A 24765-nucleotide genomic window follows, 5' to 3' on the forward strand; every position below is an offset into this window, starting at 1 on the left:
TCAAATCATTGCCCTAGTCCAAAACCAATTTCTTTGTAATAGAAATCTCTTTTTTTAGGAACATACTTCTCTAATCGATTCTCTGCTTTAATCTCATCTAAAAACTTTTGTTCTTTAAGGTCTTTGTCATTATCTTCTTTAGCTATTTTAAAAGTGATTTTGTCAAAAGTGAACAAGTTAGGGTCATAAGTTTTCCTAGTCTCTGTTTGAGTTTTAGTATCTTGTTGGTTAGTGATGTTCTTAGGTGTTGGATTAGGTTGAGAGATTGGAATTGGTTGATTTTTTCTTGCTAATAAAGAGCAAGACGCTGCTGTTATTGTTGTAGTTGAAATTACTGTTGTTAGTAGTAAACTACTAATTAATATTTTTCTAGCCTTTGTCATAATCATTTATAAGTTATCTATTCTTATAAATATTAAACCACAAACCAAACAACATCTAATTAATCAATACTATATTATTGTTTATTTCTAGAATAAATATTTAAGAAGTTAAGGCATCTGTTAATCAATTATTTGTTTAACAATTTGGACAGTAGGTCATCGCACAAACTCCTTCCTTTATTACTAACAATATCATTGTTTTAAACATGATTTATTTAGAAACACTAAACAAACAAGGCCCTAACTAACTAACTAACTAACTAGAATCAAAAAACTAATGATCAAAGATCATTAGTTCTACTCATTTTCTCTTTATCTCTAATAGTCTTATTAATAATTAATCTTTAAAATAATTTAATAGTAAATAAATACTACTAAGTTTGCCAACTCCATTAGGAGTTGTTATATAGTTAATATTTTTATTAGCTATATAAGTGTTTATATCAAATGATCCAACTAAAGAGTTATTATAATGAACTGTTGTTCCATCTATTAAATAACTATTATCTTTAAGATCTTTAAAACTAAAGACATTAGCTTGATTAATAGTACTTATTACTACATCATAAGCTTTAAGTTTAGTGTTGATGTTATTTGTTTTAGAATCAAACAAATATACATCATACTGATTATTAACTAAGTAGTTATAAATATATAATCCATAAGTTGTTGATTTACCAATTACTACTATTTTTAAATCTTTATTTAAATTAATTAGTTTAACTAAATCAACAACTATTGATCCAGCTATTGGTAAATAGTTAGATAAGTGTTTAGTTTGATCACTATATAAAGCTGCTTCTAGATCAATATCAAATGATAGATATTGGTTTAAATTAAGTTGTTTATAATAACTAGATAATGGGTGTTCAAAATATAAGAAATGATGATTAGTTTTAATATCATTAAATTGATCAACTAACTCTTTTATTGAATAATCATTAAGATCTCTTATGATTAATTCAATATTAAATTGTTTAGTTAATCGTTGTTTAGATCTTAAAAAGATACTGTCTTTAAAGATTGATCTACTATCATAATAAACATATATTATTCGTTTAGTTTTTTTAGTTTTAGCTAAGTTTATTAGTTCATTAGATTTAGATCAATATAGTTGATCTAAGATTGATTGTAAACTTGTTTTCATTAATACAAACAAAAAACCAGAAATTAATCCTGGTTTTATTTAATAGTTTTATTTAGCAACTTTTACAGTTGCATACTTAATTACTTTATCTTGGTATTTAAAACCAGTTTCAACAACTTCTACAATTGTTAAACTATTATAGATTGGTGAATCAACTAATTCAACTGCTTCCATACAACTATCATCAATTAATGAACCAACTGTTGGAATAATCTTGCTAATTTCTAAATCAGCTAATCCATCGATCATTTGATTAGCAATCATTCTAAATCCTAAAATAAAAGCATTTAGTTTTTCATCATCATATTGATTATCAACTATTTTAGAGAAATGATTAATAGCTACTAATAAAGCATCAAATTTTTGAGAGAAGATTTTATAAACAGCATCGACTACTTTTTGGTTGTGATTTTGTTCAAGCTCATTTAGTTTTTGGTTTAATAATTCTTTTGCTTGATTAGCTTTAGCTTGAACTTGGTTAATAAAATCATCATTAAGTTTGTTAATTTGTTGTTCAAGTTGAGCAACTTTAAAAACCAGTTGTTGATTAATTTGTTTTTGTTTATTAAGTTCGATTTCTAAAGGATTGATTTCTTTTTGTTCTTGCTCTGTATTAGTTTGATCAACAACTTGGTTTTGTGTTTGCTGTTCATTAGCTTGTTGGTTTTGATCTTGCTTTTTGTTCTTGTTTTTGCTCATCCTATTTAATCTCCTTTAATAATGTATTTCTGTGTTCTTCAACTTCGTGATTAGTTTTCTTAGTTAACTCTTTTAAGAAAGCTTTTTCTTGTTCAGTTAAATTAACTGGTTTAGCATAGTTGATTGTTGTATAGAAGTCGCCCCGTTTTTTAAGTAAACGGTTGTTTTTAGATTCAATACCTGCTCCTGAAATCTTAAATCGTTTTCCAACTGGTGTGTTTGGTGGGATAATAATTGTTTTAATACCATTAGTTGTAACAACTTCAACAGTTCCCCCAATAATTGCTAAGATGGGGTCAATAATTGTTTCTGAGTAAATATCAAGTCCATGACGTTCAAAGTAACGAGAACGTTCGATTTGGATGTGTAAATATAAATCAGTCCGTTGTCCTTTAATTACATTTCCTTTATTTTTAACAACTAATACTTCACCATCATCAACTCCGCTTGCAATCTCAACGGTCAATTCAACACTTTCAACCATCAATTTCTTAGCTTTACAAGTCTCACACTTAGATTTAAAACTCTTACCTTCACCTTTACATGAACTACAAGCTTTTTCTTGTTTCATTTCACCAAATGGTGTTCGTACAATTTTAACTTTTCTACCACGTCCTTGACATGAAGTACAAATAATAACATCATTTGGATCTTTACTTCCAACTCCATTACAAGCAGTACAGTCAACATGACGGTTGAACTTAATCTTTTTAGAACATCCTTTAACTGATTCAATAAAGCTAATTCTTAAACCTAGATTAATATCATCAACATTACTTTGAGCTTGATTAGCAAACCCTGCTCCACCATTGAAGAATGATCCAAAGATATCATCAAACATTGAACCAAAACCATCAAACCCACCAAAACCAGCACCATTTTGGAATTGGTTAAAATCAGAGTGTCCAAATTGGTCATAATGAGCACGCTTGTTAGCATCGCTTAATACTTCATATGCTTCATTGATTTCTTTGAATTTCTCTTCAGCATCAGCTCCCTTATTTTTATCTGGGTGATATTCTTTAGCTAGTTTTCGAAAAGCTGATTTAATTTCAGCATCAGTTGCATTTTTACTAACTCCTAATACTTCATAATAGTCACGTTTAGCCATTATAAACCTCCATTAAACACAATGGTTAAATTATATAATAAAATAAAAAAGTTAGCAATCTCTTTAAATGATTGCTAATAAATAATATAAATAAATGAACTAATAATTAGTTTTAAATTACTAAGTTAACAATTTTATTAATAACAACAACTTGTTTTTTAATTGGTTGGTTGTTAATAATGTTTTTAATTACTTCATCTTCTAATACAAGTTTTAGTAATTGTTCTTGATCTAAGTCTCTTTGTACATTAATTGTATGTTTTAGTTTACCATTAATTTGGATTGGGATAGTAACTGTATCTAGTTGAAGTTTAGATTCATCATAAGATGGGAAAGTAGCTAAACAAACTGATGTATTATGGTTAATACTATATAATTCTTCAGCTAAATGGGGACTAAAACAAGATAATAAAATTAAGAAGTTATCTAATAGTTCATAGTTAACTACTTTATGTTTATACATAACATTAATAAATACCATCATTTCAGAAATAGCAATATTTAAAGCATATTCCTTCATTGCTTTTTTGTAGTTATGAATTAGTTTATGGTATGCATATATAATTTCTTGATCTAATTGATCAACATTATCAACTACTTTTAGATCATTTAAGTTCATATATAATCGATGAACTCGATCTAATCATTTACGCATTCCATCAATCCCATCATTATTTCATGGTAATGTGGCAGTAATTGGTCCCATAAAGACCATATATAAACGTAAAGCATCTGCTCCATGGCTTTGTACTAAATCATCAGGATTAATCACATTTCCTTTTGATTTAGACATCTTTTCATTATTTGCAGCTAAAATCATTCCCTGATTGATTACTTTAAAGAATGGTTCTTTATTAGGAACAGCTTTAATATCATATAAGAATTGATATCAGAAGCGAGAATATAATAAGTGTAAAACAGCGTGTTCTTGTCCACCAATATATAAATCAACTGGCATTCATCGACTAAATCGATCATAAGCTTCAGCTGAATTAAGGGGTGTGTATGTTCCATCTCTGTTTTTTAAAATATAAGCTAGAAAATATCAAGATGAACCAGCTCATTGGGGCATTGTATTAGTTTCACGACGATATTTCTTATTATCAATCATTGCATATAATCACTCAGTTGCATTTGCAAGAGGTGATTCCCCAGTTCCTGATGGTTTAAAATCATCTAGATCTGGTAGTTGTACTGGTAAATCTTCTATGATTGCAATTTCATTTTGTTCATTAAATAATACTGGGAATGGTTCACCTCAGTATCGTTGACGACTAAAGATCCAGTTTCTTAGTTTATAGTTTTGTGTTACTTTTCCTAAGTTATTTTCAACTATATAAGCACTTAATTTAGCAATACTATCAGCTATATTTAAACCATTAATTAATTCTGAATTAATGTGTTTACCATCATTTAAATAAGGTAAAGGTTGATTCGTTTGTATAATACTTTTAATAGCTAAATTATATTTGCTTGCAAAAGCAAAATCACGCTCATCATGTGCAGGTGCTCCCATTACTATTCCTGTTGCAAAAGACATTAGTACATAATCACTAATTCATACAGGAATTAATTCTTTAGTAAATGGGTTAATCACATAACTTCCAGAGAAAACTCCAGTTTTATCAACTTTAGCGATTCGATCTAAATCACTACTTAGTTTAGCTTTAGAAACATATTGTTCAACAGCTTCTTTATATTCTTGTTTAGTTAAAGAAGCTACTAATGGGTGTTCAGGACTTATAACTAAATATGAAACTGCATAAATCGTATCAATTCTAGTTGTAAAAACAGTTAAGTTAAGATCTTGATCAGCAACTTTAAAATCTAAATTAACTCCTTCAGATTTACCAATTCAATTAGTTTGTAATAATTTAATTGATTCAGGAAAATCAATATCATTTAATCCTTCTAATAATTTATCAGCATAATCAACAATTTTAAGGACTCATTGTTTCATTGGTTTTTTAACAACTGGGTGTGAACCTCGTTCACTAACTCGATTCCCATTTGCATCAACTAACACTTCTTCATTACTTAAAACTGTCCCTAATTTTTCACACCAGTTAACATCAATTTCTTGAATCTCAGCTAAATTGTGTTTATATAGTTGTACAAAGATCCATTGTGTTCATTTATAAAAATCAGGACTTGTTGTATCTACTTCTTTTTTATAATCATAATCAAACCCAACACTTTGTAGTTGTTTTCTAAAAACTTCAATGTTTTTTTGGGTAAATTCATTAGGATGATTGTTTGTATCTAAGGCATACTGTTCAGCTGGTAAACCAAAAGCATCTCACCCCATTGGGTGAAGTACATTATATCCATTTAAACGATGATAACGTGAAATTACATCAGTTGGTACATAACCTTTTAAATGACCAACATGGATTCCTTTCCCACTTGGATATGGGAACATATCTAAAATATAGAATTTTGGTTTATTATGATCATCTACAAATGCAAAAGTATCGTTTTCTTTTCAATACTTTTGTCATTTCTTTTCGATTTTATTATGGTTATACATATTCTCATCCTTTAAGTTATTATCTTTGGTTTAAATAGCTCTCTAAGATTACAACTGCACTCATCTTATCTTTTATCTTTTTAATCTTAGCAGCTTTAAGATTACAATCTTTAAGTCGTTGTGTTGCAATCCTTGTACTAAAGCGTTCATCCATATATACTATTTTTAGATCAGTAAAGTGTTCTTTTAGTAATGAATAAAAAGCTTCAATATATAGTGTTCGTTCATTTTTAGAACCATCATATACATTAGTTGGATATCCAAGTATGATTGTATCAACTTGATTTTGATATTGATTTAATCAATATTTGATTCTTTCAATTACTGAAATTGTATTTAACTCTTCATAAGTGAAGTTTTCAAGTCCTGATGCAATAATTCCTAATTCATCTGAAATTGCAAAACCACAAGTTTTAGTGCCTAAATCTAAACCAAGTTTACGCATTAAATTTTAAATTCCTTACTAATTGCTAAGAATTGATCAAGAGCATTGTTTGAAGAACAACCCCCTTGTACAAAATATGGTTTTCCCCCACCTTTTGTGTTTTCTACTACATTTAAGTTTTTAGCTCAACTGTTTAAATTAATGTTGTTATTTTTAGCAAATTGTTCATTAGTTGCTAATAAGTATTGAACCTTAGCTTCATCGACAACATTAAAACTAATAAAGACTGTACTTAAGTTTTCATTAATTAATTCGGATAAAGCATTAAAGATAATTTTATTATCTTCATTCTTAAATGTTTGAATCCGGATCTGATCAGTTGATTGATTAAATGCTTTTTTAATTGCTAATAAGCTATTTTTAGCTTCTTGTTTATCTTGTTCTAATTTTAGTTTTAATAATTCTTCTTTAAGATTATTAAACTGATCAGTTAATTGATCTAATTGATCAATATTGATTTCATCTTGATTAATAAATTGATTATATTGATCTAAAACAGAACTATTAGTTAGATCAATTAACTGACTTAATTTAGTTAGTTCATGTTTAAAGTTAGTTTGTTGATCAATAGCATACTTATTAAGGTTTTCATTTCTTGTGATCATTGTGATCCGTCAAGATCCTGATCCTTTTGAACTAAAATCAATAATTTTAACTCGTTCTATATCTTCTGTATTATGAACGTGTGTTCCCCCACACAACTCTAAAGTTGGTCCAATGCTCATAACACGCAACTTACCTTTAATTTCTTTATATTTTTCACCAAAAAAAGCCATTGCCCCCATTTCTTTAGCTTCTTTTAAGCTTAAGTGCAATTCTTTTGCTTCATGGTGTTCAGCTACAATTTGATTCATTGCGTTTTCAACTTCAATGATCTTCTCTTTAGTTAAGGGTTCATGGTGTGTAAAATCAAACGTAACCTTATAAGGGTATTTAGCAGCCCCTTCTTGTTTAATATCTTGACTAATTACTTTTCTTAAACAATATTGTAATAAGTGTTCAGCTGAATGGTTAGCTGTAATATTGATTCGATCTTGTTTATTAATTTCTAAACGAACAATTTGATCTAAAGCTAATTTAGCTTCAATAGTATGGTGAACATGTTGAAGATTAGGTGCTTTAATTACATCATCAACAAAATATTTTTCATTATCAGCAATGATATAACCTGTATCATTGACCTGTCCCCCAGATGTTGCATAAAAACAGGTTTGATCAAAGACAACATATCCATCTTCATATTCAAGTTGATCAACTTCATTAAAGTTTTGATCATATAACTTAATTACTTTAGCTTGATCAATACTAAAAGTGTGATAGTAGAATTTAGATTCTAAATCAAGTTTAAGTAAACTTTCATTTTGTTGTTCAAGAGCAGTAATTGATGTGTTTTTGTTTTTTGAAATCAATTGGTGTTGTTTAAACATTTCTTCAAATGCTTCTAGATCAATTTCAATATTTTTAGCTTTAGCTAATTCTTTAATTAATTCAATTGGAAATCCATAAGTATCAACTAATTTAAAAGTAATGTTTTTATCTAAACTATTATTTTTAGTATTAGCTTCAAAGACACTTAATCCTTGTTTAAGTGTTTTCTCAAATAAATTAATTTCCTTATTTAAGATTAGTTTAACTTTATCAATGATTTTTGTTCTTAAATAAGAATAAAAATCACCCATTGATAAAACAACCCCATCGATTGCCGCATTAACTCAAGCTGGATCATTAATTTCTAGTTTTTTAGCTAAAACAGCAGCTCTTCTTATTAATCTTCTTAAGATATAGCCCCGTTCTTTATTACTAGGTACAGCTCCATCTGCAATAGCAAACACTGCAGCTCTAAAGTGATCTGCTATTACTTTATATGCAAAGTTAATTTCACTTTGTTTTTGATCTTTATTAAAGTAGTTATTAATATCGTATTTAAAAGTAGAGAATTGTTCAGTTGCATGAATAATTGTTTGGAAATTATCAGCATCAAAGTTAGTAGGAACATCTTGAGAAATAGAAGCTATTCTTTCAAGTCCTGCTCCTGTATCAATGTTTTTACGCTTAAGTTCAGTGTAATTACCTTTACCATCATTATTAAATTGAGAAAAAACAATGTTTCAGATTTCAACAAACCGATCGTTTTCAATATCTTCTAAAATTAGTTTTTCACCAATCTTTAAAGGATCGTATTTTTCACCCCGATCATAGTGAATCTCTGTACAAGGTCCACAAGGTCCAGAACCAATATCTCAGAAGTTACGATCTCTTCCACATCTTAGAATTCGTTCATCTTTAATGTTATATTTTTTTCAATAACTAATTGTTTCTTCATCATCTTCATAAACAGTGAATCATAATTTATTAATATCAATTTCTAATTCTTTAACTAAAAACTCATAAGCTAGATCAACTGCTTTTTCTTTGAAATAATCACCAATTGAAAAATTACCTAACATTTCAAATAATGTATGGTGTCGACTTGTTTGACCAACATTAAAGATATCATTAGTTCTTATTGCTTTTTGTGAGTTAACTAATCGGTTAGCTGGTGGATTTTCTTTTCCTGAGAAATAGTCTTTAAGAGTAGCTACACCTGAGTTAATTCACAAAATCGATGGGTCATTTTCAGGAATCAATGAAGCTGGTTCAATAAACATATGATCATGTTTTTTAAAGAACTCAATTCATTTATTACGAATCTGACTTGTGCTAAGTTTTAACATAGATTCTCCTTTTATTCAATAACTTTAATAATGATTGGTAAAACTGTTTTTGGTTTTTGGTTATAAACTAAATTATTATAGAATCGTTCACATACTGATTCATTGATTGGATCAGAAGCATATAATGTTGCTATATGATCTCCAACTTTTAGATAATCATTTGTTTTTTTATGTAAATAAATTCCTGCATGATAGTCAAGTTGATCTGTTTTTGTTTTTCTACCTGCTTTTAGATCAACATTGATCATTCCTAATTCTTTAGTTGAAACAAAATCTAAATATCCTTCTTCTTTAGCATATAAATCAACTTTATATGCTGGATTGAAATAAGTATCATTAAGTAATGAATCAACATCCCCATTCATTCATCGTACTCATTCTACAAACTTATCAAACCCTTTTTTAGAAGCTATTACTTCACTTATTAAAGCTTGTGCTTCTTGTTGATTATTAGCTTTTTTAGTAGCTAATAAAATATCAATTAAGAAAGTGTTAATTAAATTGTATAAATCATCAGATACTTTTTTACCTAATAAGTAATCAACACTTTCTTTAACTTCAATAGCATTACCAATTGCTTGCCCTAGTGGTTGATCCATATTTGTTAAATGAATTATTGTTTTTCGATTAAATTGTTTAGATAATTGAATCATTTTATTAGCTAATTGTTCACCTTGTTGTACAGTTTTACAAAAAGCTCCATCCCCAACTTTAATATCTAAGAAGATATAGTCTGTGATTAATGCTAATTTCTTAGACATAATGCTTCCAGCAATTAAATCAAAAACATCAGAAGTTCCTGTTACATCACGTAAAGCATAAATCTCTTTATCAGCTACTACCATACTATCACTTTGCCCAGTTAACAGTAAATGTGTTTGCTCTAGTTGTTGTTTGTAAGTATTTAAATCAAAGTCCAAGTTTAATTTAAGGGATTCTAATTTATCAATCGTTCCCCCAGTATGACCAAGTCCTCGTCCACTCATCTTACCAACACATAATCCAAGTGCTGCTAGTAATGGTGTCATAATGATTGATACCTTATCACCAACACCCCCTGAAGAGTGCTTATCAACTACAATTTCATTTTCTAATCTTAAATCAATTGTTGTTCCTGATTCAATCATTGCTTTAGTAGCAAAGTATTGTTCTTGATCATTATATCCATTAAAGTTAACAGCCATTAAAAAAGCTGCCATTTGGTAGTCTTTAATTTCTTTATTTACAAATCCTTCATAAACATATTTAATTTCTTGTTCACTTAAAGGTTGGTTATTTTTCTTTTTAGTAATAATTTCAACAATATTTAACACAATAGCTAATTTCCTTATTGCATACGTATCTAATATTTTAACAAAGTTAAGATTAAATGCCAAAACTAAAACTATAAACAACGGTTATATTTTTGATTTCTTATGATTAAAACTAAGTCTATGGATTTGTGTAATCCCATATTGTTCTATTGCATTAAAATGGTTTTTGGTTCCATATCCAACATTCTTAGCAAATCCATAAGATGGATATAGTTGATCATATTCAACCATTAATTGATCTCTAAAATCTTTTGCTACAATACTAGCTGCTGCAATACTAAAACTAGTTTGATCACCCTTGATAATTTCTTTTTGATTAAGATCTAAATCAACTTGTAGTGCATCAATTAATAATAAATCGATATTAACTGTCTCTAAAACTTGTTCAACTGCTTTTAGCATTGCTAATTTTGTTGCATTCAGGATATTGATTTGATCAATTGTTTGTGAATCAACAACTCCAATTCCATAAGCAACACAGTTTTGTTTAATTAAATTTGCTAAACTACGATAATGTTTTTTAGCTACTTTTTTAGAATCATTAACTAAAGGATCATAAAATCCTTTTTTAAGGATTAAACAACAAGCAACAACCGGTCCTGCTAAAGCTCCTCTTCCTACTTCATCAACCCCAGCAATATATCTAATTTGATCATTATAAAGAGCTTGATCATACTCATAAAGTGAGATGTTATTTTGCTTAGGTTTTATTACTTTAGTTTTTGTTTTGTTGCTTTTGTTCATAGTTTTTAGGTTTTATATTTCTTTTTAATGTTAAAATTGTATTATTAATTTATAAATAAAAATAAATTGATTTAAATCAACAAACATTTAGAATTAGTATCAATTTTAGTAGGAGATAGAAAATGGCATTTGACAGAAAACATGATCCCCAAGTAAAAGAATTATTAGAATTAAGAAAAGTTGCTAATCAAGTTAATTTACTAAAACAACGTCTTAATGATATCGAACACAAGCAATGATGCGACTATCATGCTGCATTATATGATGCTAATACTAATGACAATGTCAAGGAATACAACTACATCGAACAAGAAATCTTAAAACCAAATGTAGTTTTAGATTTAGAAGTTAATACTTCAGACAAACCTCAAGTAATTGAAAAGATTGTAGAAGTTGAGAAGATAGTAGAAGTTGAAAAACCAGTTTATGTAGAAAAAGTGGTTGAAGTTGAAAAACTTGTAGAAGTAGAAAAACCTGTTTATGTTGAAAAAGTAGTAGAGGTTGAAAAACGTGTTGAAGTAGAGAAACCAGTTTATCAAGAAAAGATTGTTGAAGTTGAAAAAGTGGTTGAAGTTGAAAAACAACAAGATCCAATTATTGTTGTTCAAGAACCACCAGCTCCAGTTAGAAAGAAATCTGAAGGTAAATATGTTCGTTATCGTAAACTTCGTAATGAAGGAATGAGTGAAGCTGGTTGAAAAATGTTTAACCTTGTAAAACAAACACAAGCAAACAAGGATGAAGCTGAAAAGAAGTTCGAGCAAATGCAAGCTGAACGTGAACGAATTCGAGAACAAAAACGTCTTGAAAAAGAACTTAAAGCTAAGAAATAAAATTGAACCTAATAACAAAAGCAAAACATTAAACTGTGTTTTGCTTTTAGTTTTAAATTTAAGAAGAGTAGGTATTTATGCAAATTAAAATCAAAGATATTTATAGTCAATGTTCATCACTTTATGAACAAGAATTAACTATTAAAGCATGAGTTAAATCAAATCGTGATTCTAAAAAACTAGGTTTTTTAGTACTTAATGATGGAAGTTGTTTTAATAATTTACAAGTTGTTTATAAGCAGGATTTAATTAGTAATTATAATGAAGTAGCAAGTGCGCGTATGTGAACAGCACTTGAAGTTAAAGGTATTTTAAAAAGTACACCAAATGCTAAACAAGCATTTGAATTAGTAGCTAATCAAATTACTATTCTTAAAGCAAGTGATGAAGACTTCTTAATTGCTAATAATGACTTAAGTCTTGAAGTATTAAGAACTAATGCTCACTTAAGAGTTCGAACTAATTTATTTCACAGTATTATGAAAGTTCGTTCAACTTTAGCTCAAGCCATTCATGAATATATGATGAACCATGATTTCTTATGAGTAGCAGCTCCGCTTTTTACAGGGAATGATGCTGAAGGGGCTGGAGAAACATTTAGTTTAGAAAAAATTGATAATGAACACTTCTTCTCTAAACCAACCCATTTAACCGTAACTGGACAACTACAAGCTGAAGCATATGCTCAAGCTTTTGGTAATGTTTATACTTTTGGTCCAACTTTTAGAGCTGAAAAAAGTCATACAAATCGTCATTTAGCAGAATTCTGAATGATGGAACCAGAAATGGCATTTACAAACCTATCACAAATGCAAGATCACATTGAAGATATGATTAAATATGTAATCAATAAAACTTTAACTATTAATAAAGTTGAACTTGATTTCTTAGCTTCTAAATATGATGCTAATTTAATCCAAAAACTAGAAAGTGTAGTTAATTCTGATTTTAAACGAGTTGAATACAGACAAGCGATCTCTATTTTAGAAGAAGCTGTAAAAAATGGCTATGAATTTGAAAACAATACAATTGCTTTTGGAATGGATTTAGCAAGTGAACATGAACGATATTTATGTGAAAACCATTACAAAAGCCCTGTGTTCTTACAAAACTACCCTAAAGACATTAAAGCTTTTTATATGAAACTTAATGATGATCAACAAACAGTTGCTTCAACTGATTTATTAGTTCCAGGTATTGGTGAATTAGTTGGTGGTTCACAACGTGAAGCTTGTTATGATAAATTATTAAACCGAATCAATGAATTACATTTACCATTAAGTAATCTACAATGATATTTAGACTTACGTCGTTATGGTTATTATATGTCTTCAGGTTATGGACTTGGATTTGAACGTTTAGTAATGTATGTAACAGGGGTTAATAACATTAAAGATACAATTCCATTCCCAAGAAGCCATGGGCAAATCGAATTCTAATTATTATGTCTTTATCAATTCAAACTAATGAAAACAAAACAATTAAAAAACTAATTGATCCTAAGATCCAAAAGAAATGAAAATATGTTCCTAACATCATTACATCATTTCGCATCATTTTAGCTTTTTTAGTAGTTATTTTACTTTTAGTTAATTTATATGTTGCAATCCCTGGCAACTTTCCAGGATATGCTTATTTTTTTAGTGTTAAAAATAACCAAAATATTTTCATTAACCAAATGTATATAGGGATTACACATTTTCGAATGTGAGCTGGTATTTTATTCATAGTTGCTGCATTCTCAGACTTTTTAGATGGTTATATTGCACGAAAATATCAAGTTGTTTCAGCTTTTGGTAAAATCTTTGATCCAATAGCTGATAAATTATTAGTAAATGGGGTATTAGTTTGTTTAGCTGTTGATCAAACTACTTTTGTTTACTTAGTAGTTTTAAATATTTTTAGAGATATTTTTGTTGATGGATTAAGAATGTATGCAAGTGCTCATAAACAAATTATTCCAGCTAATTGATTAGGTAAAATCAAAACCGTAATTTTGTTTGCAAGTATCATCTCTTTACTTTTTTGTTATGATCCATTACATACATCAAACATTAGAATTACATATACTTATGGAATTAATGCTAGTTTATATTTAGCTACATTAATTAGTTTAATATCTGGAATTATCTACTTTAGTTTATATTACAAACAATATCTAAAAAGAAAAAAGAATCAAGAAGATGAAAAAACAACTAAGTATTAATCAAACCCAAAAAGCGATTGTTGCTATTAAAAACCATTTCCAAGCTAACTTAGCTCATGAACTTAATTTATATCGAGTTAGTGCTCCTTTGTTTGTTGATCAACAACTAGGAATTAATGATCAATTAGATCATAAACAAGCACCTGTTAGTTTTTATGTCCCTAAACTAAATAAAACACTTGAAATTGTCCAATCATTAGCTAAATGAAAACGTTTAGCTTTAGTTAAGTATGAGTTTGAAACTTATGAAGGACTTTATACTGATATGAATGCCATTCGTGCACATGATGATGTTGATAGTAAGCATTCAATCTATGTAGACCAATGGGATTGAGAACTATTAATTAATGATACAGATCGTAATCTAGCTTTTTTGTTTTCAATTGTTAAAAAGATCTACCAAGCTCTTAAATCAACCTATTTAGCTATTAAGTTACAATTTAATCTAGATTATGATCTATTAAATGAAGATATTGTGTTTATAAGTTCACAAGAACTAGAAGATCTATATCCACATCTAGATCCAGATCAAAGAGAATATGAATTTGCTAAAATCCATAAAGCAATTTTTATATATCAAGTTGGATATCCACTTAAATCAAATTTAATCCAATCAAGCAGATCACCAGAATATGATGATTGATTATTAAATGGAGATCTTGTCGTATATCATCCAATTAATGATTTTGCTCTTGAACTCTCATCAATGGGAATTAGAGTTAATAAAGAAAGTTTTATTAAGCAAACTAAGTTTGCTAACATTGATCCTAATACCCATTCTGATTTATATTATGATTTAATGTTAAATGATCAACTACCATCAACTATTGGGGGAGGAATTGGTCAAAGTCGTTTATGTATGTTCTTGTTACAATGTGAACACATTGGTCAAGTCCAAGTATCTGTTTGAGATGATGATACAATTAATCAATCTAAGAAGCAGAAGATCTATTTATTATAATTCAATAGAAGGAGATAAAATATGAACCAAATCAAAACATTAATTAATGGACAATTCATTAATACTAAAAATAGTTTAGAAGTGTACAACCCAGCTAACAATGAACTATTAGCACTAGTTCCTAATATTGATGATGAAGCACAAATCAATGATATTTTTAAACAAGCACATAATGCTTATTTAAAATATAAAGATAGTTCAATAGAAGATAGAGTTGCTTTATTAGAAAAGTTTGCTAGCTTAATTGAATCTAATAAAGAAGAGTTAGCAACAATTATTATGAATGAAGTTGCTAAGGGATATAAAGATAGTTTAGTAGAAGTTGAACGAAGTGTTGAATATATGCGTGCAACTAATGTTGAATACTTAAAACTAATTAAAAATCCAACTGTGTTTGATCAATCAATTCATGGAGTTAAAAATAAAGTAGCAACTTATTATCGTTTACCAGTTGGTGTAGTTTTAGCTATTTCTCCTTTTAATTATCCAATTAACTTATTAATTTCAAAACTTGCTCCTGCTCTTGTAGCTGGAAATAGTGTTGTTTATAAACCATCAACACAAGGAGCAATGATTGGTATTAAATTAGCTGAACTAGCACATCAAGCTGGATATGCACCTGGAGTAATTAATTGTTTAACAACAGATGCTCGTAAATATGGTGATTTATTAGTAACTAATCAATATGTGAAAGCATTAAGTTTTACAGGTGGACCTAAAGTAGGAAATAGAATGGCTCAGATCACATCTAAAATCTCTTTAGTGCTTGAATTAGGGGGAAAAGATCCTGCTCTTGTATTAGATGATGCTGATTTAGAATTAGCAGCTAATGAAATTGTTAAAGGGGCGTTTAGTTATAGTGGTCAACGTTGTACAGCAATTAAACGAGTCTTTGTATCATCTAAAAACCATGATCAACTACTAACTTTAATTAATCAAAAAGTAAATCAACTAACTGTTGGTTTACCAAAAGATAATCCAACTATTGTTCCTTTAATTAATAACAATACTGTTAAATATAATATTGATTTATTAGAAGATGCTAAAAGTAAAGGGGCAGTTTGATGTCAAGAACTAAAAGTAGATCACAGCCATAATCTACTTTATCCAATGGTTGTTGATCAAGTAAATGAACAGATGCGAATTGCTTGAGAAGAACCATTTGGCCCAATTCTTCCAATTATTGTATATGATCATTTAGATCAAGCATTAGAATTAATTAATCGATCTGAATATGGACTTCAAGCTAGTGTTTTCACATCTAATTTAGATAATATTGAACAATTAGCATTACAAATTGAATCTGGTACAATTAATATCAACCGTTCAAGTTCAAGGGGTCCTGATATTCTTCCTTTCTTTGGAGTTAAAGACTCAGGTTTTGGAATCCAAGGAATAGTTGATGCTATCTTATCAATGACAACAATAAAGGGTGTTGTAATTAATAAATAGGAGTTAATATGCTTAAAAAGAATCAAATTAAAAAAATGTTATTAATTACATCAACTAGTTTAGTTTCGCTTGGAATCGTAGTTAGTGCAGTTGCTTGTTCACAACGTTCAATTGATCCAGTTACATATCAACTCTATAAAACTAAAGATCAACAACTAGTTGAAATTGTTTTTAAATCAGATCAAAAGCTCTCTGAAAAAGAATTAGCAAACACTAGTTTTGATTTTCAACAAACAAGTCCACAACTAAAAACAAGAGCTAGTTTTAAACCAACTAAAGTGGTTTTAGATTCAGTTAATAATCAGATCAAAATTACTTTTGATCTAAAACTAGCTTTTGAACCAAATCAAGCTTTTTTAGTAGTTCCTTCTAAGTATTTTAAAAGTTTTCAATTACTAATTACTGAACTACAAATTAAAGCAGCTAAAACAATCTAAAATCAGTAAAATAACTAATTTTATTAATTAATTTAATCATTCTATAATAGGTTTTTAATTATCATATTGTTAAATATTTTAATTATTAAACCCTATTTTTAAAAATCAATTTAAAAGCTATTAAATTTATTGACAATATAAAAATCTTTGCTAAAATATTACACCTAATTAATAATATTTAGATCATTTATTAATATATAAAATGAAATATTTTAGTATATAATACTAAATATAATTCAACTAAAGGATCTTTATGAAACTAGTACATAAACTTGCAATCGGAATTGCAGTCAGTTCAGCAATTGCAGCTACAGCAATTGCTTTAGGTATCACATTTGGTGGTAATGGGTTAGATATTAAAGATTCTGTTCGTGGAGTCATTTATAAAACTGAACAAGTTGAAAAAATCGAAGATAATAAGCAATCTCCAAAACCAGATAATACTGAAAAAGAAGATCAAAAAGTTCCTGAAATCAAAGCTCCTGAAGTGATTCAAGATCCAAAAGAACAACCTAAACCAGAAAAACCAAAAGAAGAACTAAAAGAATCAGAACCAGCCCCTGCTCCTGAACCAGTGCCTCAACCAGCCCCAGAGCCTGCACCTGCTCCAGCTCCTGAACCTGAGCCGCAAAAAGATGAAACTTTAAAACCAAATGTTGCCGAAGAACCTGTTGAACCACTTCAACTACCACCAGTTGAAGAAAAAGAGTCTGAAGCAATTCCTGAACTTGAAGGTTTAAAAGTAAAATATAGACAACAGCAACAACCAAAACGTGTATATTTTAAATCATGAGAAAAAGCAGGGATTACAAACCCAAAGGGTGCAGATTGATATAAAGCAGTTATAGTTCCTGAAGTTTTAGGCTTAGAATTCACTGAAGCTGTTAGAAAAGCTAATGTTGAAAATGTTAAAAAAGGATTGAGTACATATCATTTTCCAAAAAGTTTAAGTGATAGTGTAAAAGAATTAAGTGATGATAATTTAGAAGCTTTTGCTAATAATAACCCTGATCATTGAAAGCGAGTTTTTGAGCGATGAAAACCATTATTTGATAATGGCGATAAAGTTCTTGATTTTTTAACAGATGAAGGAAAAGCAAAATATCCTGAAATTAAAAAATTATCTGGAGCACCAAAATATTTAAGACTTCTTCAATATCTTGATATGTCTAAATTTACAGTACTAACTCCTGAAGCTGAAAAAAATATTAAAGAAGGGTTTATTATTGATCCTAGAAACTTATATGTTGATGAAAATGGTCGTCTATCATCAAATACATATAGTCCATTACCAGGGCATAATAAAGTAACTTCTCGTCTTGAACGTGATAACGAACAATACCGTACTTTTGGACATAAAACTCCTTTTAATCGTCCGCCAAGTTCTGTTGGAACTGGTGATTATTATGGTTGAAAAAAATCTTACGTTACTACCCAATATAGTAAATATGGTGCAGATGAAAGGGATGGAGTTACTTTTTGAAAGTATGAGCGTGAAGAAAAATCAGATAAATATAGAAATGAAGGTATTGTATTAGAAATTAATTTTGCTAATAAATCAGGATATCAAAAATCTGTTAAACTTTTAAGAGATCTAAAAAAAGATAATGTTCAAATTACAGGTTATCGTTTTAAAAATATGGGTTCTACAGATTCAAACCAACGTTTCAAAGATATATTAAGTGAACTACCTAACAAAATACAAATGTTAGAACTATTCTTTGAAACGACTAACACTTCTGCTATGCTAGCTCTTGAAAATAAAGAAATCGCTGAACTTTCTTTATATACTTCAATAAATCCATTACTTGAAGATTGATCATTTAACCCTTATTCAGTTCGTAAAACTACTTGAATCAACACTAATGATTACAATGTTTCAAAAGACTTTGCAAGAGATGTTAAAAAGTATAGTCGGATTGTATTTGATGCAATTGCATTTGATCAAAGTGATATATACGAAAATAAAACTAAATGGGAAGATAAAATGGAGAGAATCAACTGAGGATTACAGATGGTTTATACTGTAAGAAACAATGAACCATTCTTCCAAGGTGCAATGGGACAAGGTAATCGACCTGATCATAATGAAAAAGGAAACAGTTACCCAATTGGTCTTGATTTGAGTCGTACAAAACTTACTTCACTTCGTGGTCTATTCTTTGAAGATGTTAAAAAGCAAAATGGATTACGCAAACTTAAACGTTTAAAACTATTCAATGATAAAGCTGCATTTGCAATTGATGTTGAAGACTTAAACGAAGCACAATTCAATCATGTTTTAGATATTCCTGGTTCAATGTATCCACCAACTAAAATTACATTCTCAAACGGTACACAAACTACAAGTATTAGAGTTACATCTAAGTCTGGTAAAGATATCAACGCTAATGGAATTGATAATCTAAAGGTATTACGTGATTATGGTAGAGAAAGCTTTACTGCTAAAACTGCTACTAAGATCTATGTAGATCCAAAATTAAAAACATTAGCTGATAAACTTAAATCTTATGGTTTTAATGTTGAATTACAATCTGAAGGCGACGCTTTAGATATCACATAATACTAATAAACAACCTAGTTAATACTAGGTTTTTATTATCCCTTATTCTTTAAAACTACTCTTATTGACTAATCCATAATCAACAAAATAGATTATTTTACTAGCACAAATATCATCAATTACAAAGAATAAAATACCATTTTTAAAACCTTTAATTTAAAGGTATGTATACCAAATTGCAAATTATATTTTTGTTATAATTTTTTCGTTATATATCGGCTAATATAACTACTATATAACATTAATCATCATAGGGCTTTTACTATCACCATAGATACTACTATTTCCTTTTCTCTATCTCCTTGAGTTATTTTATTAAAACTCTTTAGTTTGTCCTTCTAATAGTTTTCTCTTAATTCAATCTATTGGTATTAACTAATTAATAAAAGATAATTAGTTAAATTTAAAAAATATTAAAAAAGCTTCTACTCTTTTCCTACACCATAAAACAAAAATAAGTATCATAAATAAACAGTTCCTATGAGTTAATACAACACCGCAAATGCGGTGTTTTTTCATTGTTTGTCTAACTAGAAACAAAAAAACTAATAACCTTTTGATTGGTTATTAGTTTAGGTGGTTTATGATTGTTTGTTTTCTGGGTTAATTTTGACTGTATAAACTTTATCTTTCATTAGTTTATTTCTAATATCAGTTCTTAGATTACCATCAAAGTTGTTTTTGTAATCTCCAAAACCTTCCATTAGAGCGATTGCATTAGCATAAGCATTTACATCTTTAGAAAGTAAATAGTTAATACCTATTAAATTGAAGTGAGAATCAATAGCTACTGAACCTGATGAACCAGGACCTAATAGATTTTGTCTTTTATCATATGGAGCATATGTATAAAGGTGTGAATGTTGAACTAAAACATTCTTCGGCATACCATGTTCGTTTTCTATAAATGGCTTTTCATAGTTTTTTCATTTTTCTTTATGAGAGTTTCAATCCTTATTTTCTTCAGCTTTGTATTTTGTTCATAATGATTGGTAGTTATTTTCATCAACAAACCGGTTCATAGCATTAACAACACCACCAGTTGATTTGTTATATTTAAAACTGAAAGAACGAGATCCTTGATCTCATTTTGGTTGGAAGTATTCGTCCACATGAACTGGATAACCACCATAAAATTGAGTTTTTATTGGACTAAATTTCTCATCTTTTCCAACACCAATATGTCAATCTTTTTCCTTTTCAGTTCCTACTACTTCAGCAAGTGCTGGTAATATTTGCCCTAGATGTTCTTTTCGTATTTTAAGTCTTAAAAGTACAAAGTCTGCTCCAGCATTTTTAGTACTTCCATATCTTGTTACAGTATCATATTTATCAAAATATTTTTCACCAACAGTAACATTCTTACCCATGATTCCTGAAACTTCATATCTTGGAGTATAATAAACCCCATCTAAATATTGATTATATGCACTAAAAACTCTAAAGAAATTGCCCCTATCATCAGTTTTAATATCTCGATTTGGCATTGGTAGGTTTGTTTCGCCTCTAGTAGCTTCAAAATGCACAAGTCTTTTTGCATCTTGACTTACTTGTAATACACCATTGACTATAGGTGATCTTGATGAATCATAAAAACCACCGTTTCATTGTTTTGATTTTTCTGTTTCTTTGTTCACATCAAAATAAAGTGATTTATCAAATTGTTTTCTAAAACCAAAAACGTGAATATTAGTTGCTACTAACAATTCGTAATATCCTTCTTTTTCAGCTTCTTTATTAATAACACGATCCATTACTCACATTGTACCGTGTTCATGATCAGCTTTAAGTTTGCTTAAATGTGGAAAGAAATCATTATATTCATAACCAATTCTCCCAATCTTAATCATAAAACTATGATCATAGATATACTTATAAAAATCAGCATCTTTTTTAAGAGTATCTGTATTAGTTGTATCAATTGATAAAAGATATCTACTTTTATCAGATGTGCTAACCAATAAATCAAAAGTTCCTTCTTTATCATTAAAGTTAGCTCTTAATGATGATATATCTTGAAGCTTTAATAAACCTGAAGCTGATTTTAAATCCATATAGAAAAACAGTTGACTTAAATTTGATGGTAAATAACCAAATGGATTTTTAGAAACTATATCATTAAAATCAACAGAATGTGTAGTAGCACCAATCTTTTCATTTTCAGCAAAGTTAGCTAAATACTTTTGTTTCATCATTCCATCATATGAAAGACTATCATTATAAAAAGCAATCTTTTCTTCATCATTTTTACCAAAATGACCAAACATACCAATGTCTCTAGTATTTTCTTGGAACTGTTTAATTAAATTTGGATCATATCCTTGACGAAAATTAATCGGTTGATTATTTGAACCATGATATAAGAATTGGTTCATTTTTGCAACAGCTTGTTTGTATGAATTTGTTTGTTGAATAATTTGATGAGTGTTGTTTGATTTTAAAAAATCATAAGTCAGACTATGCTGATCACCACCTGTAGTTATTGGATTAATAATTGGTTGATCAGGTTGTGTATTTTTATCTGGGTTTGATGGTTGATTCTGATTTGTTTTATGTGCTTGATTAGTACTATTATCTGGTTTAGGATTACTTTGAACTAATGGATTTTTATTAGTTTCATCAGGTTTTTGTTTTTGGTTATCTAATTCATTTTGTTGCTTTGGTGTTACTTCTTTATTTTTAGAACTATCTTTAGATACATTGTTATTCTTAGATCCATTTGAAGTTGATGAATCATTTATTTGATTATTTGATCCATCTTTAGTTTTATTTGATGAATCATTACTCTTAAGATCTTCACTTTTCTTTGATCTATCATTTTCAACTTGATTACTACTCTTTTTAAATCCACTAAAAGATTGTTGTTTGAAAATAAAATCAGTAGCATCTTTGATGCTAGTTATTTTAACTTTAACTAATAAAGTATTATCATCAACTTTAGTTAATGATTGAACACTTGCTTTAACTTGTTGTTGATCAAATTCTAATTTAATATCTTTTATAGTAACCTTATTAATTTCTAATTGATTTAAATTAGGAATTAATATTCTAACTTGTTGACTTAATTCATTAATAGTAGGATCATTCTTCTTTTGATTATTAGTACAAGAAGCTATTATTAAGGGTAAAGTAATAAGAGTAGGAAATAGTAATAACTTAATCTTTGTTCTCTTTTTCATAATTAAATAACCATTATGTTCATATACATTAAGAAATAATTATAAAACTAAATAAATTAGATTAATTAAAATTATTAACCTAGATTAGATATATCTATATTATCTAGATAATAATATCAACTTATGTTAGTTTGTTGAGATTAGTATAAGGTTAAATAGAAAAATACCCTGTTTACATTGGTTAGTAAAAGGGGTATTTTTGGTTTTTATATTGTGATTAATAAGTTTGTAATAACGGCTTATTAAGAGAATTTGTATAATGAATTGTTATAAGTTTTAGGTACGAATGTTAATTTCTTACCTTCTAGATTAGCAAGTCAAGTTTTCTTACCATCAAATATTTCTATAGTATCGATAGTGTATTGCTTTTCATCAGTAAGTGCAAATGGTTTGATGACTTCGATTTCATCTTTAGTATCAAAATAAACACCAGGCGTTGTAAATTTAAATACAAGGTTAGTTTTAGGTTCAGTAGAGCTTTTTAGCGTAATTGTAGCTGTTGGCACATTAGCTATTTCTTTAATGAATTTATCTTCACCAGTGATATATAAGTGTAATTGTTTTACTTTTATTTCTTTTCCTTGGTGTTGTGTAGTAGTGTTTTCAAATTGTAAATGTTTTACCTTGAACTTGCTTAATTGAATTTCTCTATTTTTTTCTTTGGCAGCATTTAATGCTTCGTCAACTTTGTTAGCTTCCTTAGGATCAGCTACGGCGTCAACTTTACTGTTGTATTCTTTGATTTGTTCAGCAGATAGGTGTTCTAGTTTACCAATCTCTTGTTTAGCATCATCTTTCTTAACTTTTAACTGTTTTAAGGCTTCTTCTTTAGCTCTAGTTAATACTTCATCAACTTTAGTGATCTCATTAGGATTTTTGATAGCATCAACTTCATCTTTGAATTTTTGAATGTCTTCAGATGAAAGTGAGATTAACTTACCAATTTCATCCTTAGTTTCATTTTTCTTAGTTTCTAGATCTTCTAAAGCTTTTTTATCAGCAGCTTTTTTATCAGCAGCTTTTTGTTCAGCTGCTTTTAATACATCATCAACTTTAGCAATATCTTTAGGATCATCAATAGCATCAACTTCATCTTTGAATTTCTGAATTTCATCAGCGGATAAAGAAGCTAGTTTAGCAATTTTGTCCTTAACATCTTTTTTCTTAGCATCTAATTCTTTATTTTTAGCATTGTCAGTTGATTCGCCGTTTTGTGAACCATTAGTTTCTGCATCAGTTTTTCCTTCTTTTCCAGTTTCTGCGTTAGCACCAGGATTGCCTTGCTTACCTGCTTCTGTACCATTTCCAGCACCTGGATTATCACCTTGCATAGCTTCTTTATCGTTTTTAGAAGTTGATCCACCATTAGAATTTTGTTTGCCTTGATTGTCAGGATTTTCAGGTTTAGTACTTTCAGTTGTACTTCCTTTATCTTTATTAGATCCTGCACCTGGATTAGTTACCTGAGGATTTTGTGGAGTTGATGGTTGAGTTGTCCCTTTGGTAGTATTATCTGAACCACCTGATGAATTTGTAGTTCCACCAGTTTCTGAGCCTTGTTTAGTATCATTTGTTGTGCTTCCACTACCTTGTTTTGAAGAATCGGTTCCACCATTTTGTGGCTGTTCTACTTTCTTTTCAGTAGGTTTAGCTGGTTTCGCTTTCGTTGGTGCACAAGCTGCAACTACCCCTATAACACTAACCCCTGCCATAATAGCACCAACTGATAAAGCTAGTGCTTTTTTGTTTTTGAATTTACTCATATTTATAAATCCTTTGATAGTAAATTATGTCTAAAATTCCTTTTATCAAAGCTTGGATTTATTTGAAATATGAACCAATTCTATAATTTTTATTTTCGTTGCAAAAAAAAAAAAAAAGGCACTTTCTGCCTTAATGTACCAGTAATAGGTATTTTATAATATGTTTGTTTAGTTATAGGATAATTTAGTAAAAATATAAAGTAAACCTTGGTGTGCTCTTAAAACCCCAAACCAATTTATATAACCAATTTACTTTAACGTTAAACAAAAACACAACTATAGTTC

At 28.7% G+C, this 24765-nt stretch carries 18 protein-coding genes; 7 read left to right on the forward strand and 11 right to left on the reverse strand.

Going from position 1 to position 24765, the window contains the following annotated elements; translation table 4 throughout:
- The 9 genes from UDIV_RS01405 to UDIV_RS01445 all read right to left on the reverse strand — a co-directional run.
- On the reverse strand, window positions 1-383 hold a 383-nt coding region (locus UDIV_RS01405), incomplete at its 3' end, for a hypothetical protein (RefSeq protein ID WP_156021863.1).
- Window positions 384-720: 337 nt separating this feature from the next.
- A complete protein-coding gene (locus UDIV_RS01410) occupies window positions 721-1530 on the reverse strand; it encodes a Rossmann-fold NAD(P)-binding domain-containing protein (protein ID WP_038102291.1) in 810 nt (269 codons plus the stop codon).
- 48 nt (window positions 1531-1578) lie between these two features.
- On the reverse strand, window positions 1579-2229 hold the full coding sequence (grpE, locus tag UDIV_RS01415; RefSeq protein WP_038102292.1) for a nucleotide exchange factor GrpE: 651 nt from the start codon (window positions 2227-2229) through the stop codon (window positions 1579-1581).
- 1 nt (window position 2230) lies between these two features.
- Window positions 2231-3340 carry a molecular chaperone DnaJ gene (gene dnaJ / locus UDIV_RS01420; RefSeq protein WP_038102305.1) on the reverse strand — a complete coding sequence of 370 codons (1110 nt, stop codon included), beginning with the start codon at window positions 3338-3340 and terminating at the stop codon, window positions 2231-2233.
- A gap of 112 nt (window positions 3341-3452) precedes the next feature.
- Window positions 3453-5870, reverse strand: coding sequence for a leucine--tRNA ligase (gene leuS / locus UDIV_RS01425; RefSeq protein WP_038102307.1), 2418 nt, complete (start codon window positions 5868-5870; stop codon window positions 3453-3455).
- Window positions 5871-5889: 19 nt separating this feature from the next.
- Window positions 5890-6315, reverse strand: a complete 426-nt coding sequence (gene ruvX, locus UDIV_RS01430) for a Holliday junction resolvase RuvX (RefSeq protein ID WP_038102312.1) — start codon at window positions 6313-6315, stop codon at window positions 5890-5892.
- Window positions 6315-9029: an alanine--tRNA ligase gene (alaS, locus tag UDIV_RS01435; RefSeq protein WP_038102313.1), complete on the reverse strand. Its 2715-nt coding sequence runs from the start codon at window positions 9027-9029 to the stop codon at window positions 6315-6317. The genes ruvX and alaS overlap by 1 nt, the downstream gene beginning before the upstream one ends.
- A gap of 11 nt (window positions 9030-9040) precedes the next feature.
- A complete protein-coding gene (locus tag UDIV_RS01440; protein ID WP_051749400.1) occupies window positions 9041-10342 on the reverse strand; it encodes a thymidine phosphorylase in 1302 nt (433 codons plus the stop codon).
- Between the two features lie 84 nt (window positions 10343-10426).
- Entirely contained in the window at window positions 10427-11086 is a 660-nt protein-coding gene (locus tag UDIV_RS01445) for a ribonuclease HII (protein WP_038102315.1), read from the reverse strand.
- 122 nt (window positions 11087-11208) lie between these two features.
- Between UDIV_RS01445 and UDIV_RS04505 the strand changes: the two genes are divergently transcribed.
- From UDIV_RS04505 to UDIV_RS01480, 7 genes are all read left to right on the forward strand, one after another.
- The gene (locus UDIV_RS04505) at window positions 11209-11919 is read left to right on the forward strand and encodes a hypothetical protein (protein ID WP_038102316.1); all 711 of its coding nucleotides are present in this window, start codon (window positions 11209-11211) and stop codon (window positions 11917-11919) included.
- A 77-nt stretch (window positions 11920-11996) separates the two neighbouring features.
- Complete coding sequence (gene asnS / locus UDIV_RS01455; protein WP_038102317.1) at window positions 11997-13358, forward strand: asparagine--tRNA ligase; 1362 nt, start codon at window positions 11997-11999, stop codon at window positions 13356-13358.
- 5 nt (window positions 13359-13363) lie between these two features.
- Complete coding sequence (gene pgsA / locus UDIV_RS01460; RefSeq protein ID WP_081847801.1) at window positions 13364-14125, forward strand: CDP-diacylglycerol--glycerol-3-phosphate 3-phosphatidyltransferase; 762 nt, start codon at window positions 13364-13366, stop codon at window positions 14123-14125.
- On the forward strand, window positions 14103-15086 hold the full coding sequence (locus UDIV_RS01465; RefSeq protein ID WP_038102318.1) for an aspartate--ammonia ligase: 984 nt from the start codon (window positions 14103-14105) through the stop codon (window positions 15084-15086). The genes pgsA and UDIV_RS01465 overlap by 23 nt, the downstream gene beginning before the upstream one ends.
- A gap of 21 nt (window positions 15087-15107) precedes the next feature.
- Window positions 15108-16538 (forward strand): NADP-dependent glyceraldehyde-3-phosphate dehydrogenase, encoded by a 1431-nt coding sequence (locus tag UDIV_RS01470; RefSeq protein WP_038102319.1) that lies wholly within the window; start codon window positions 15108-15110, stop codon window positions 16536-16538.
- A gap of 8 nt (window positions 16539-16546) precedes the next feature.
- Complete coding sequence (locus UDIV_RS01475; protein WP_038102320.1) at window positions 16547-16975, forward strand: hypothetical protein; 429 nt, start codon at window positions 16547-16549, stop codon at window positions 16973-16975.
- A gap of 253 nt (window positions 16976-17228) precedes the next feature.
- Window positions 17229-19538, forward strand: a complete 2310-nt coding sequence (locus UDIV_RS01480; protein WP_051749402.1) for a putative immunoglobulin-blocking virulence protein — start codon at window positions 17229-17231, stop codon at window positions 19536-19538.
- A 581-nt stretch (window positions 19539-20119) separates the two neighbouring features.
- Here the strand turns inward: UDIV_RS01480 and UDIV_RS01485 are convergent.
- A complete protein-coding gene (locus UDIV_RS01485) occupies window positions 20120-22717 on the reverse strand; it encodes an MAG2960 family serine endopeptidase lipoprotein (RefSeq protein ID WP_051749403.1) in 2598 nt (865 codons plus the stop codon).
- A gap of 242 nt (window positions 22718-22959) precedes the next feature.
- Window positions 22960-24480, reverse strand: coding sequence for a GA module-containing protein (locus UDIV_RS01490; RefSeq protein WP_038102321.1), 1521 nt, complete (start codon window positions 24478-24480; stop codon window positions 22960-22962).
- Between the last annotated feature and the right edge of the window lie 285 nt (window positions 24481-24765).

Origin of the sequence: Ureaplasma diversum NCTC 246 (assembly GCF_000731915.1) — a bacterium.
GTDB classification, from domain to species: domain Bacteria; phylum Bacillota_I; class Bacilli_A; order Mycoplasmatales; family Mycoplasmoidaceae; genus Ureaplasma; species Ureaplasma diversum.